The organism is Rhodospirillales bacterium (genome assembly GCA_016712595.1).
In the GTDB taxonomy this organism is placed as follows: Bacteria; Pseudomonadota; Alphaproteobacteria; order Rhodospirillales; family Defluviicoccaceae; genus Defluviicoccus.
In genome coordinates this window covers 964,356-976,356 of the sequence record JADJQT010000002.1, presented here as the reverse complement: position 1 = coordinate 976,356, position 12,001 = coordinate 964,356, and the positions used below count along the sequence as shown (strand labels likewise).

Here is a 12,001-nt window from a genome sequence, read left to right as displayed (position 1 = left end):
TGCGAACGGCCGGCGTGATGGCACCGTCACCGAGCTGCCGGGTACGCGTCGTCTCCCCCATGATCGGGCTCGCTTTGCGCCGAGATCCGGCGCTCGACTACTGGCGAGCCTCTGCCCGGGCAGAGGCTTCGGAAGGCGACGGTCGCCGTTCCGTCTCGGATTGCCCGGTCGCGATCGCCCGTCAACGTCGCCGAGCCGGAAGACGTACCGTGGCCCAAGCCGAATCACTCCCGCAATTCGCTGATTTATGATAGAATTAGTCAATTATTAGTTGTTATTGGCGTATAAGTGTGGCGATCACGCAACGCATCGACCGGTATCGTTGGGATTGGTCCTTCCGGCGTACCGGCCGGCGCCTTATAACGGTGATCGATCGACGCTGGACGGAACGACAACGTGCTGAGCATTATCATCCCGACACTGAATGTCGGCCAGTCCCTGAAGTCGACACTCGATACAATCGTGTCGGCGGCCTCGCTCGCCCACGAGGTGATCGTCGCCGATGGTGGGTCCGTCGACGACACCGCGTTGATCGCCGAACGCGGCGGTGCGATATTTCTTGAAACACACCGCGGCCGTGGACAACAGATGGCAGAGGGCGCGCTCGCGGCCGCTGGCGACTGGTTCTTGTTCCTGCACGCCGACACGCAACTGCAGACGGGCTGGACCCAGGCCGTGCAGGCGTTCATCGCCGATTCAGCGAATCAGGCACATGCGGGATATTTTCGCTTCGCGTTGAACGATCGCGCGCTGGCCGCCAGAATCGTCGAATACGCCGTCCGCCTGCGTAGCCGGGTGTTCTGCCTGCCTTATGGCGATCAAGGGCTGTTGATCAGTCGATCGTTCTATGAAGGGCTCGGCGGATATAAGCGCTTGCCGCTGATGGAGGACGTCGATTTCGTTCGCCGGATCGGCCGACGCCGCATGCGGCCACTCAAAGCCACCGCGGTAACATCGGCGGAAAAGTATCGGCGCGATGGCTACCTTTTGCGCCCTTTGCGCAACCTCTTCGTCCTCAGTCTTTATGCTGCCGGCGTGTCTCCGCGATATCTGAGCACGCGCTATCGTTGAGTACCGCTGCCCGGCGGGACTAAAACCCCAAAAATCAGTGCCTTACGATCATCAGTGACTGGCCACCCGTCGACTGACGTAGCGACCGTCCTTGACGCCGGCAAAGATCTCCTCGATCTGCGGATGCGAAACCGGATCGCCTGAATCGTCGGGAATCAGATTCTGCTCCGAGACGTATGCGATGTACGTTGTCTCGGCGTTTTCGGCGAGAAGATGATAGAATGGCTGGTCTTTATGCGGGCGCACGTTTTCCGGGATCGACAGCCACCATTCTTCGGTGTTGGCGAATTGCGGATCGACATCAAATATGACACCACGAAACGGATAAATGCGGTGGCGAACGACCTGCCCAATCTGGAATCGTGCGTGCCTCACATCGGTCACGGTTGCAGCCCTCCTCGCATAAACAGGTGGTTCGAATTGACCGCAGATTTCAACCCCCGTTCGACCAATGGTTGTTGCACGCCGCCGCGCCGCGCAGCAAAATCCTCCATCGAATCGGGCAACGCGCTCGGCCATACCAAGGTGAGCGTTTGGCACACATGCGTATCCAAGTGATCTTCGATCCTGGTTGTCCTTGGTGCTACATCGGCAAGCGGCAGCTCGAGCGGGCGTTAGCCCAACACCCGTCGAATGACGTGCACATTGATTGGTGGCCGTTTCTGCTCAATCCTGATTTGCCCGCTGAGGGTATTGACCGCACCACATATCTCATCCGGAAATTCGGCAGCGAAGCCCGGGTCGGACGGATACACTTGGCGATTGCCGACGTCGGGCAATCTGTTGAAATCGATTTTGCGTTCGATCGTATCCGACGAACACCGAACACCGTGAACGCGCACCGGCTGATTCGCTTCGCGGCGCTGTACGGGCGCGCGGACGCGATGGTCGAAGCGCTCTATTATAGCCACTTTGTCCGCGGCCGCGACATCGGCGACACCCATTTTCTGATCCAACTTGGTGGTGAACTCGGACTTGACGTCCGGTCTTTGCGAAGCTACCTGCGCAGTGACGCCGAGCTCTCAGCCGTCTATTCCGAGAACGCGCGCGCTCACCGGCTCGGCATTAACGGGGTGCCGGCGTTCGTGTTCAATGGTGGGTTCGTGATCTGTGGCGCACAGGAACCGTTGGTTCTCTCACGCATGCTCGACCTGGGCTGGGAAGCGCATTCCCCCGCCGTGAGCGAGCGCAGCCCCATCAGCCTAGAGCGATAGTCGCTACTGCAAGGTGCAGCGGAAATCTGCGTTCCCATGGCGTTCCTTCTCTCTTGGACTTGCCTCATCACAACTGCCGGCAACCGATGACATCGGACGACATTGATCGGTAGTTCATATTTTTCCCTTACTTATCAGTACATTACACAAACAAACCAGTCTTGGCCGGAAACTGCTGATTGGGAAACGCGTTTCGGCTCCTTGCAGGCATGTCCTGGTGTGCTTAGCTCAGAGCAGGTGCGCGGGCCCTGCACGCGGCGCGCTCAAACTGCCGCTTCTTCACCGACCTGCGGTACGCGTGGCGCGCGTGACAGTCACTTGCGAGGTGCACAAGCGATGGAAACCCCCGATCTTTCCCAGGCACTGGTGCCCGTTGCCGGCCAGGAGAGTTATGTGCGGCGCCGATTCTGGGGCAAGCTGCGCCGAACACTGGGCCGAATGCCGTTCGCCGATCGCGCCGTCGCCGCTTATTATGCCGCTCTTGATCCGGCAACGCCGAAGCACGCCAAAGCCGTGCTGCTGGCGGCGCTCGCCTACTTTATCATGCCCGCGGACCTGATCCCGGACATCATCGCCGGTCTCGGCTTCTCCGACGATGCCGCAGTGCTGCTGATGGCGCTGCAGACTCTGTCGGCCCACGTGACGCCCGAGCATGTCGCTCGCGCCCGCGAGGCTCTCGATGCCGAGGGATAGCCACGATCAGCCCGACCCCTTCGCAATGCGCGGCGGTCAGTGATCCGCGGGCCGGGCCGTGCGGGCGCGGCGGGAGACCTTCGCCTCGCGTCGGGCGATATAAACGGTCGCGGCAACGATGACCGCAGCACCGGCCCAGGTCCAGGCGTCCGGCGCCTCGCCAAACATCAGCCAGCCGAGCAACGAGGCGAAGATCAGCCGCGAAAAATCAAAGGGCATCACCGCCGAGGCATCGGCGGTCGACATCGCACGCACGAGAAACACCTGGCCGACCGTTGCCACCAGACCCAGCAACAGCAGCCAGGTGAAGGTTTGGAAATCGGGCCATGTCCAGACGAACGAGGCCGGAACCAGCGCCATTGGCGTCATCAACAGGCCCATGATCAGGACGATGGCATTGGGATGTTCGGTGCGCGACAGTGCCTTGACCGAAAGCTGTGCCGCAGCGATGCCGGCGGCCGAACTCAGCGCCAGGAGGGCCGCCGGGGTGAAGGTATCGGCACCCGGGCGGACGATGACGATTGCGCCGAGAAAGCCGATCAGCGTCGCCGTCCATCGCCTGAGCCCGACATGCTCGCGCAGCACCAGCGCGGCGCCGATGGTGGCGAACAGCGGCGCGGTGAACGACAGCGCGGTAACGTTGGCGAGCGGCATCAGACTGAGCGCGGTGAACAGCAGCAGCATCGCGCCAAGGCCAAGGACGGAGCGCAGCAGGTGCATTCCCGGCCGGCCGGTACGCAGGCGGCCGACACCGACGCGGGCGAGCCAGGGCAGCATGAAGATAATGCCACCGAGGTTGCGGAAGAACGCCGCCTCGAACGGATGGATCTCCGGCGCCAGCTTGCGGACAATCGCCATCATCGCGGCAAAGCCGGCGCAGGCACCGATCATAAACACTGCGCCCTTGAGCGGAGCGTCCAGGCGAGCGAAGCGGGCGGCGTAAGCGGCGGCGAACGCGGGCCTGTTCATGCGCCTGGCGCGGGTTGTGCGCAAGGTCGTGGAGCAGACGGGAGGAAAGCAGACGCAGGCCAAGATCCTCGCAGGGCGCTGTTCGCCGGAAATGCCGTCCCGCAACACCGTATTGACTCAGAGATGCAGTAAAAAAGACGCAGTAGCAGGTGTAAACAACGCGCGTTCACGCGTTTGTGCAGAGCTTCGTGAACCCGTTCATCGTCACGATCCTTAAATACGGGTAGCAGGTGTTTCACGAACGAATTCGATTCTCGTCTAGAGCCGTTGAAGGGTTTTCCAAATGGCAACACTCGCCTCCGATCGCAATGCGCTCGACAACCAGCCTTTTCGCACCGTTGTCACCTGGTTGATCGTCTGGGGACTGGTCCTGACCATCATCGTCAGCGTCTGAGCGGCACGGCTGCCGGCGCCGCCTCCGCGCCGGCGACTGTACGCGAGGACGCAATCTCGCTCTTCACCCAGTCGCGGAACGCCCGGATTTTCGGGCGTTCCGCCGACGTCGGCGGGCAGACCACATAATAGGCGAATCCGGTTGGCAGACGCGCGGAAAACGGCGCGACGAGCCGTCCCGCAGCAAGGTCGTCGCCGACCAGAACCGCTTGGCCGAGCGCGACCCCGCGCCCATCCATCGCCGCCTGCAACATCAGATGCGTATGGCTGAAGCGCGGCCCCCGCGTGGCGTCGACACCGCTCGCCCCGGCCGCCGCCAGCCATGTCTCCCAGGTCGGAAAGCGTCCCAGCGGCAGCATGTCCTCGTGCAGCAACGTGACATGAGCAAGGTCGCCGAGACTCTGCAGGCGCGGTCGTAACGACGGACTGCACACCGGGAGAAGCGCTTCGTCGGCGAGCCAGTCGGCGCGCAGTCCCGGCCACCGCCCCCCACCGAAGCGAACAGCGACGTCGATGCCGTCTCTGGCGAAGTCGACGAGATACTCCTTCGCCGAGATGCGCAAATCGATCTCCGGATGGCGGTCCTGAAACCGGCTCATCCGCGGCACCAACCAGGTGACCGCGAACGATGGCAGGGTCGAGACGGTGAGGGTGCCGCTCTCTTCGCGCGCGCGAAGCCGCGCCGCGGCCTCGGCGAGTTGATCAAGCGCGTCACGCACCGCCGGGAACAGGGTCTGCCCCTCCTCGGTCAGCATGAGCGCGCGGTTGAGCCGTCGGAACAACGCAAGACCGAGGTGGTCTTCCAGGGCCTTGATCTGGTGGCTGACAGCCGCCTGAGTGACATTGAGTTCGTCTGCGGCACGGGTAAAGCTCAGGTGCCGCGCCGCAGCCTCGAACACGCGCAAGCCATTCAGCGGTGGAAGATGGCGGCTCATTGCCGGCTCCAATCATTATTTTATCTAATGTGAAGCGGACAAAAGCTCGTTTGTCAAGCAACGTTGCCCGAACTACCTTAGCCATCATGCGGAGCGCACATACCGCCAAGTAGCGGTTTTTAAAGAGTTCAAAGGAGATGGTTATGGCACGCGCCACGTATTTCAGCTCTAGCGTTCCGTCCCTGCCGAATATTCGAGCAGATGGGCATTCGCAGGGATGGGTGCGCGCACAAGAAATGCTCATCCGAACGGTCGATGCGCTCGGCGCATGGCAGGAGCGCGTGCGCGACAGGCGCCGACTGGCGACGCTCGACGATCAGATGCTGCGTGACATCGGCGTCGACCGCGCGACGGCCATTCATGAAGCAGCGAAGCCGTTCTGGGTGAAATGAGTGCGCGGACATTCGCGCGCCGGCCTCTGCTTGCCGGGAACAACCGGCAGCGGAGAAGAGCGGCACGGCCGATCGGTCCTTGATGACCCTCAGCCGCCGAAGACCCGCATCAGCCGGTCCCACAATCCCGGCTCCTGCTCCTCCCCATCGCCCGCGTCGGCGTCGCTCCTGGGTGGCGTCGACCGGGCGATCGGTACATCAAGGCTGGGGAGCGGCCGCGCGGGACGCCCGGCAAGGGCGTCGGCCATGAATGCGCGCCACACCTGCGCCGGCAACCCGCCGCCGGTGACGCCGCGCATCGCCCGGTCGTCATCGTTGCCGATCCACACCGCCGTGACCAGCTCGGCGGACCAGCCGATGAACCAGGCATCGCGGAAATTCTGGCTGGTGCCGGTTTTTCCGGCGATCGGCCGGCCGATGCGCGCCGCCCGACCGGTTCCGCTTTCCACCGCGTCGACGAGCATGCTGGTGATGTCCGCGGCGCACGCGCTCGACAACACCCTGCCCGGCCCACCGCCGCTGCGGTGGTAGAGCGGCCGGCCCTCGGCGTCATACACCGCTTCGATGCCGTAAGGCCATACGCCGATGCCCCCGCTGGCGAAAGCGGCGTAGGCCCCCGCCATCTCGATGACTGGAATGCCGCTGACGCCAAGCGATAGCGCCGGTGTCGCATCCATGTCGGCGGTGATGCCGAGCCGTCGCGCGACGTCGATCACCCGTCGATAGCCGGCATACTGGCCGACCTGCGCCGCGACCGTGTTGATCGACTGCGCCAGTGCCGTTCGCAGGCTCATCTCGCCGGAAAAGCGGCCGGTAAAGTTCTTCGGCTGCCAGCCGTTGATCTCGACCGGCGCGTCCATCATCCGGCTGTCCGGCGTCAGCCCCGCTTCCATACCGGCAGCATAGACGATCGGCTTGAACGATGATCCCGGCTGGCGTTGCGCCTGCGTCGCCCGGTTGAACGGGCTTTCCTGGTAGTCAACGCCACCGACGAGCGCGCGCACGGCCCCCCCCGAGGTCATTGCCACCAGGGCCGCCTGCTCGGCGTCACCTCGCCGGGCCGCGGCACTGCCGAGAACGGCGGCAACCTTGTTTTCGGCGATCAGTTGCAGCCGGGAATCGAGCGTCGTCTGAATCGTTAGATCCTGGTCGGGCGCACTGACGAAGCCCGAGACCTGCGCCATCACCCAGTCAACGAAATAGCGGGCATTCGGTCCTGCGCGCCGGTGGGCGAGGCTGGTCGTCCGCTGGCGCCATGCGGCCTGCGCGTGCGCGTCGTCGAGGAAGCCCGCATCGACCATAATGCCGAGCACATCGTGGGCCCGGTTTTCCGCCAGCTCCTCGTTGGCCAGCGGATTGTAGCGCGACGGCGCCTTGAGCAACCCCGCCAGCATCGCCGCCTGATAGGTGTTTACCTGCGTTGCCGGACGGCCGAAGAACTTGCGCGATGCGGCGTCGACGCCATAGGCGCCAGCGCCGAAATACACCCGGTTCAGATAGATCGCCAGGATCTGGTCCTTGCTGAAGCGATACTCGAGCCAGAGCGCCAGTATGAGTTCCTGCACCTTGCGCTTGATCGTGCGCTCCTGGGTCAGGAAGAGGTTTTTCGCCGCCTGCTGGCTGATCGTACTGCCGCCCTGAACAACCGAGCCGGCCTTCAGGTTGACGAAGAGGGCGCGGGCGAGCCCGATCGGATCGAGGCCGAAATGGTGATAGAACCGCCGATCCTCGACGGCGAGCACGGCTCTCGGCAGCGCTGGCGGGAGGTCGGCGACGGCGAGGGGCCGGCCATAGAAGTCACCCATCGTCGCCAGCACCGAGCCGTCGGCGGCGAGGACGGTAACCGCCGGTTTGCGCGTCGGCGCTAAAGCCTCGTCGATGTCGGGAAGATCAGCGGCATACCAGGCGACGATCCCGCCGAGAAGCACAAACGCCCAGATCGCCGCGACCGCCGTCCACTTGGCCAGCGTGCCCAGCAGGCCGCGAGACGGGCGCGCGCGAGCCTTCGGCGCCCGCCGTCTACTGATCCTCTCGTCGGCAGACGGGCGAATTTTCTGAACCATCGTGACGATTCTCTTACCTCAATCCCGCGAGGCCCGCGTGCTGGATCGCCAGCAGTGGCATAACTGCTTGTAAATTCCGCTAAGATTAAGGCCGGCCTCGGCTACGCCGATGGTCCCGATCAACGGCGCCGGGCGAATCCGCGGCACAGCGCAAACGTCTAAGCCGCTCCCGCCTTGCTCTTGAGCGCATGTCCGACCAGCGTGCGGCCGAGATCCCAGACGGCGCCCAGCGCATGGGCCTCGCCGATGACGTCGACGAACGCCTCGACGGTCCAGTGGATGTCCGCGTCGCTTACCACCAGCGGCGGCAACAGCTTGATCACCGGCATGTTGTGCCCGGCGACCTGCGCCAGGATGCGATGGCGCTGGAATAGCGGGATGAGCACGAGCTGGCAGAACAGCCCCTTGTTCGCCTTGTCGAGCAGCGCGTAGGAGGCCTTCAGCTTCAGGCTCTTCGGCGGCCCGAACTCGATGGCGATCATCATCCCCTTGCCACGCACCGCATGCACGAACTCGAAGCCGGCGAGCCGCTGGCGCAAGGCAGCGATCAGGCCTTCGCCCGCCGCGGCCGCGCGGTCAATGAGCCTTTCGTCATCGAAGATGGCCAAGGTGGCAAGGCCGGCGGCCATCGCCATGTCGTTCTTCGAGAAGGTCGAGCCGTGTACCACCGCACGATCCATGCGATCGAACATCTTATCGAAGATCGCCTTGCGCATGACGATGGCGCCGACCGGGGCGAAGCCGCCGGAAAGCGCCTTGGCGAGCAGCACCATGTCGGGCTCGAGCCCCCAGTGCTCGCAGGCGATGAAGCGGCCGGTGCGGCCAAGCCCGGTCTGGATCTCGTCGGCGACGAACAGCGCGCCATGCTTGCGGCACAGGCTCTGGGCGTCCGCGAGGTAGCCCTCCGCCGGCAGGTTCACCCCCTTGCCCTGGACTGGCTCGAAGACGAAGGCGGCGACATTGCCGGCCTTGAGCTCGCGCTCCAGCGCCGCAAGGTCGTTGAACGGCACACGCACACATCCGCCGATGAACGGCTCGAAGCCGGTGCGGAACAGATCATCGCCATTCAACGAGAGCGCGCCCATGGTCAGACCGTGAAAGGCGTGATCGCAAAAGACAATTTTGCTCCGGCGGGTGGCGGCGCGGGCGAACTTGATCGCCCCCTCGACCGCCTCGGCGCCGGAATTGCAGAAGAACGCCTTGTCGAGCCACGGCATGCGAGCGATCAGTTGCTCGGCGAGCAGGCCGGCGAGAAGCGAGACGTCCATCTGCACGAGGCCGGCGATCTGGGCGTCGAGAACCTGGCGCAGCGCCGCCGCCACCGCCGGATGGTTTCGCCCGACGGCGAAGACGCCGAAGCCGCTCAGCAGATCGAGGTAGCGGTGACCGGCGGCATCGAACAGGTACGGACCCTCGCCGCGCACGTAATTGACGTCATAACCGATGGTCTTGAGGACCCGGACGAGCTGCGAATTGAGATACCGGTCGAACAGCGCGAACTTTTCTGCCCCGCGGCTGGTTATCGTCTGCTGCAAGTCGAACGGCATGATCTCTTCCCAGGTAATTTGGCCCCGCCCGCCACGCACCGACGCTAACCGCCAAGTCGCGGCAAGGACAAGCCAAACATAGGGCGTGGCGGCGGCCACGGCACGCTTTTGCCGCGCGCGCCCCGGCGCCGCGACGCGTCGTTCTCGGGCCCAAGCGCGGATCGCGGCGCCCGCCGTTAACCCGTACCCGCGCCCATGGAAATGTCGTAGGGTTGTTGGTCTGGACGTGCCGCCAGAGTGTGCGATCAGGGGCGGGCGCCGAGGGGCGCGGGTAAGGAGCGATCCCTTCGGTGCCAGATTTGCGAAGGCCGAGACCGTGAACCTTGCCCACCTTCTTGCGAGAGCGGGTCGCGCCGATGGCGAGCGCCCGGCGGTTTGCGTCGGCAGCGAGGTCGTCGCCGATTATCGCACGCTCGCCCGGCGCGCCGCCGCGATCGCCGCTGGCCTCGGCCGCGCGTTCAAGCTCCATCCGGGAGATCGCGTCGCCCTCGTCATGCGCAACTGCGCCGCCTACGTCGAGGCGCTGTTCGCCTGCTGGCACGGCGGCTTTACCGCGGTGCCGATCAACGCCAAGCTGCATCCGCGCGAACTCGCCTTTATTCTCGAGCACGCGGGCGCACGGATATGCTTGGTGACATCCGATCTTGAGCCCGCGGTTGCCACCGCGGCGAAGGGGCTGGCGGAGCTGCGCGGCGTGATCGCGGTCGACGGCCGCGCCTACGCCGCCGCCGCCGCCTGCGAGCCCATGGCGATGGTCGAACGGGCACCGGACGATCTCGCTTGGCTATTCTATACCAGCGGCACGACCGGGCGCTCGAAAGGGGCGATGCTCACCCACCGCAATCTGCTGGCGATGACCACCAGCTATTTCATCGACGTTGATTCGATCGATCGCAACGACGCGATGCTGCATCCGGCGCCGATGTCGCACGGCTCTGGCCTTTATATCCTGCCGCATGTGGCGGCAGCGGCGCGGCAGGTCATTCCCCCGTCGGGCAGCTTCGATGCCAAGGAGCTTTTCGCCCTGATCGCCGCCCATCCCGGCGCCGCGTTCTTTGCCGCACCGACCATTGTCCGCCGGCTGATCGACAGCCCGGCGGCCGCCAGCGCCGATACCCGAAATCTCAAGACCATCGTCTACGGCGGTGGGCCGATGTATGTCGAGGATTGCCGGCGCGCGCTCGGCGTGCTCGGCAACAAGCTGGTGCAGATCTACGGCCAGGGCGAAAGTCCGATGACGATCACGGCGCTGAGCCGCGCCCGCCATGCGGACACGGCGCATCCGCGTTACGCGCAGCGCCTGGCCTCGGTCGGCGTGCCCCATAGCGTCGTCGAGGTCATGATCGCAGATCCCGATGATCGGCGCCTTGAGCCAAACGAGATCGGCGAGGTGCTCGTTCGTGGTGATCCGGTCATGGCCGGCTATTGGCACGATCCCAACGCAAGCGCGGCGGCGCTGCGCGGCGGCTGGCTGCACACCGGCGATGTCGGCGCGTTCGACCAAGACGGGTTCCTGACCTTGAAGGACCGCTCGAAGGATCTGATCATCAGTGGCGGCAACAACATCTATCCCCGCGAGATTGAAGAGGTGCTGCTGCGCCATCCGGGGGTGTCCGAAGTCAGCGTCATCGGCGCGCCCGATCGCGACTGGGGCGAGATGGTCGTCGCCTTCGTCGTCGAGCGCACGTTCGATACGCGCGATTCCGTGGCCGGGCCCCGTTCGGAGAGCCGCGATTGCAAGGCCGACCCAGGGGCGCTCGATCGCCTGTGCCTCGATCATCTCGCCCGGTTCAAGCGCCCGAAACGCTATATCTTCGTGGACTCCCTGCCCAAGAACAACTACGGCAAGGTGCTCAAGACCGCATTGCGGAAACAACTGGCAAACCCCGATGGCAAGGACGGGCATGGCTGATCGGTTGAAGGATAAGGTGGTCATCGTCACCGGCTGCGGCTCGGTCGGACCAGGGTGGGGCAACGGCAAGGCGATGGCGGTGCTGTTCGCCCGCGAGGGCGCGCACGTCATCGGCATCGATCGCAGCGAGGCCGCCGCGGAAGAAACGCGCGCGATCATCGCGGCCGAAGGCGGCAGTTTCCGGGCGCGGGTGGCGGATGTGAGCAACGCCACGCAGATCGCCGCCATCGTCGACGACAGCCTCAAGGCGCTCGGGCGGATCGATATCCTGATCAACAACGTCGGCATCGCCCGCGTCGGCGGACCGGTCGAACTCGACGAGAATGCCTGGGATGATCTTTTGCGGATCAACCTGAAGAGCACGCTGCTGACCTGCCGGCACGTCCTGCCGGTAATGGAACGCCAGGGCAAGGGGGCGATCGTCAATAACGCCTCGATCGCCGCCTGGGGCTGGTGCGGTGTGAACTATGGCCTTTACGGCGCCAGCAAGGGCGCGATGATCTCGCTGACCCGCAGCATCGCCGTCCAGTACGCGCCCAAGGGCATTCGCGCCAACTGCGTCTGCCCGGGCCTGATGAACACCCCACTGGTGCACAAGGCGTTGACGACCGTCTACGGCGAGGAAGGCGATATCGATACGCTGATCGCAACGCGCGATGCGCAATGCCCGATGGGTCACATGGGCGACGCCTGGGATACCGCCCATGCCGCCCTTTATCTCGCTTCCGACGAGGCGAAATACGTCACCGGCGTCGCGCTCAACGTCGACGGCGGCCTCACCCTGCGCTTCGCCTGAGCTGCCCCTTGCGCCC

At 64.6% G+C, this 12,001-nt stretch carries 11 protein-coding genes; 6 read left to right on the top strand and 5 right to left on the bottom strand.

Translation table 11 applies throughout. The features are described 5' to 3' along the window. Positions 1-396: 396 nt before the first annotated feature. Positions 397-1,071, top strand: a complete 675-nt coding sequence (locus IPK66_16255; GenBank protein ID MBK8176744.1) for a TIGR04283 family arsenosugar biosynthesis glycosyltransferase — start codon at positions 397-399, stop codon at positions 1,069-1,071. 51 nt (positions 1,072-1,122) lie between these two features. Here IPK66_16255 and hspQ read toward each other — a convergent pair whose 3' ends face one another. Continuing rightward, entirely contained in the window at positions 1,123-1,590 is a 468-nt protein-coding gene (gene hspQ, locus IPK66_16250) for a heat shock protein HspQ (GenBank protein ID MBK8176743.1), read from the bottom strand. Positions 1,591-1,613: 23 nt separating this feature from the next. Here hspQ and IPK66_16245 point away from each other — a divergent pair, with 23 nt between their 5' ends. Both IPK66_16245 and IPK66_16240 read left to right on the top strand, forming a co-directional pair. Continuing rightward, positions 1,614-2,285 carry a DsbA family oxidoreductase gene (locus IPK66_16245; protein ID MBK8176742.1) on the top strand — a complete coding sequence of 224 codons (672 nt, stop codon included), beginning with the start codon at positions 1,614-1,616 and terminating at the stop codon, positions 2,283-2,285. A 336-nt stretch (positions 2,286-2,621) separates the two neighbouring features. Further along, positions 2,622-2,978: a DUF1232 domain-containing protein gene (locus IPK66_16240; protein MBK8176741.1), complete on the top strand. Its 357-nt coding sequence runs from the start codon at positions 2,622-2,624 to the stop codon at positions 2,976-2,978. A gap of 36 nt (positions 2,979-3,014) precedes the next feature. On the opposite strand, the gene IPK66_16235 is transcribed toward IPK66_16240, so the two are convergent. Then, a complete protein-coding gene (locus IPK66_16235; protein MBK8176740.1) occupies positions 3,015-3,947 on the bottom strand; it encodes a DMT family transporter in 933 nt (310 codons plus the stop codon). A gap of 383 nt (positions 3,948-4,330) precedes the next feature. Next, complete coding sequence (locus IPK66_16230; GenBank protein MBK8176739.1) at positions 4,331-5,275, bottom strand: transcriptional regulator GcvA; 945 nt, start codon at positions 5,273-5,275, stop codon at positions 4,331-4,333. Positions 5,276-5,511: 236 nt separating this feature from the next. Here IPK66_16230 and IPK66_16225 point away from each other — a divergent pair, with 236 nt between their 5' ends. Then, positions 5,512-5,667 (top strand): DUF1127 domain-containing protein, encoded by a 156-nt coding sequence (locus IPK66_16225; protein ID MBK8176738.1) that lies wholly within the window; start codon positions 5,512-5,514, stop codon positions 5,665-5,667. A gap of 89 nt (positions 5,668-5,756) precedes the next feature. On the opposite strand, the gene IPK66_16220 is transcribed toward IPK66_16225, so the two are convergent. Both IPK66_16220 and IPK66_16215 read right to left on the bottom strand, forming a co-directional pair. Beyond that, positions 5,757-7,646: a PBP1A family penicillin-binding protein gene (locus tag IPK66_16220; GenBank protein MBK8176737.1), complete on the bottom strand. Its 1,890-nt coding sequence runs from the start codon at positions 7,644-7,646 to the stop codon at positions 5,757-5,759. Positions 7,647-7,888: 242 nt separating this feature from the next. Continuing rightward, positions 7,889-9,277 (bottom strand): aspartate aminotransferase family protein, encoded by a 1,389-nt coding sequence (locus IPK66_16215; protein MBK8176736.1) that lies wholly within the window; start codon positions 9,275-9,277, stop codon positions 7,889-7,891. Positions 9,278-9,593: 316 nt separating this feature from the next. Here IPK66_16215 and IPK66_16210 point away from each other — a divergent pair, with 316 nt between their 5' ends. Together IPK66_16210 and IPK66_16205 are read left to right on the top strand one after the other, a co-directional pair. Beyond that, complete coding sequence (locus IPK66_16210; GenBank protein MBK8176735.1) at positions 9,594-11,189, top strand: AMP-binding protein; 1,596 nt, start codon at positions 9,594-9,596, stop codon at positions 11,187-11,189. Continuing rightward, on the top strand, positions 11,182-11,985 hold the full coding sequence (locus tag IPK66_16205; protein MBK8176734.1) for an SDR family oxidoreductase: 804 nt from the start codon (positions 11,182-11,184) through the stop codon (positions 11,983-11,985). The genes IPK66_16210 and IPK66_16205 overlap by 8 nt, the downstream gene beginning before the upstream one ends. Positions 11,986-12,001 lie beyond the last annotated feature (16 nt).

What these genes read in the sequence shown, in the direction of transcription:
- IPK66_16205 (MBK8176734.1), top strand. Translation starts at nt 11,182, where the DNA reads ATGGCTGATCGGTTGAAGGATAAGGTGGTCATCGTCACCGGCTGCGGC.
- IPK66_16230 (MBK8176739.1), bottom strand. Translation starts at nt 5,275, where the DNA reads ATGAGCCGCCATCTTCCACCGCTGAATGGCTTGCGCGTGTTCGAGGCT.
- IPK66_16215 (MBK8176736.1), bottom strand. Translation starts at nt 9,277, where the DNA reads ATGCCGTTCGACTTGCAGCAGACGATAACCAGCCGCGGGGCAGAAAAG.
- IPK66_16225 (MBK8176738.1), top strand. Translation starts at nt 5,512, where the DNA reads ATGCTCATCCGAACGGTCGATGCGCTCGGCGCATGGCAGGAGCGCGTG.
- IPK66_16245 (MBK8176742.1), top strand. Translation starts at nt 1,614, where the DNA reads ATGCGTATCCAAGTGATCTTCGATCCTGGTTGTCCTTGGTGCTACATC.
- IPK66_16240 (MBK8176741.1), top strand. Translation starts at nt 2,622, where the DNA reads ATGGAAACCCCCGATCTTTCCCAGGCACTGGTGCCCGTTGCCGGCCAG.
- hspQ (MBK8176743.1), bottom strand. Translation starts at nt 1,590, where the DNA reads ATGGCCGAGCGCGTTGCCCGATTCGATGGAGGATTTTGCTGCGCGGCG.
- IPK66_16235 (MBK8176740.1), bottom strand. Translation starts at nt 3,947, where the DNA reads ATGAACAGGCCCGCGTTCGCCGCCGCTTACGCCGCCCGCTTCGCTCGC.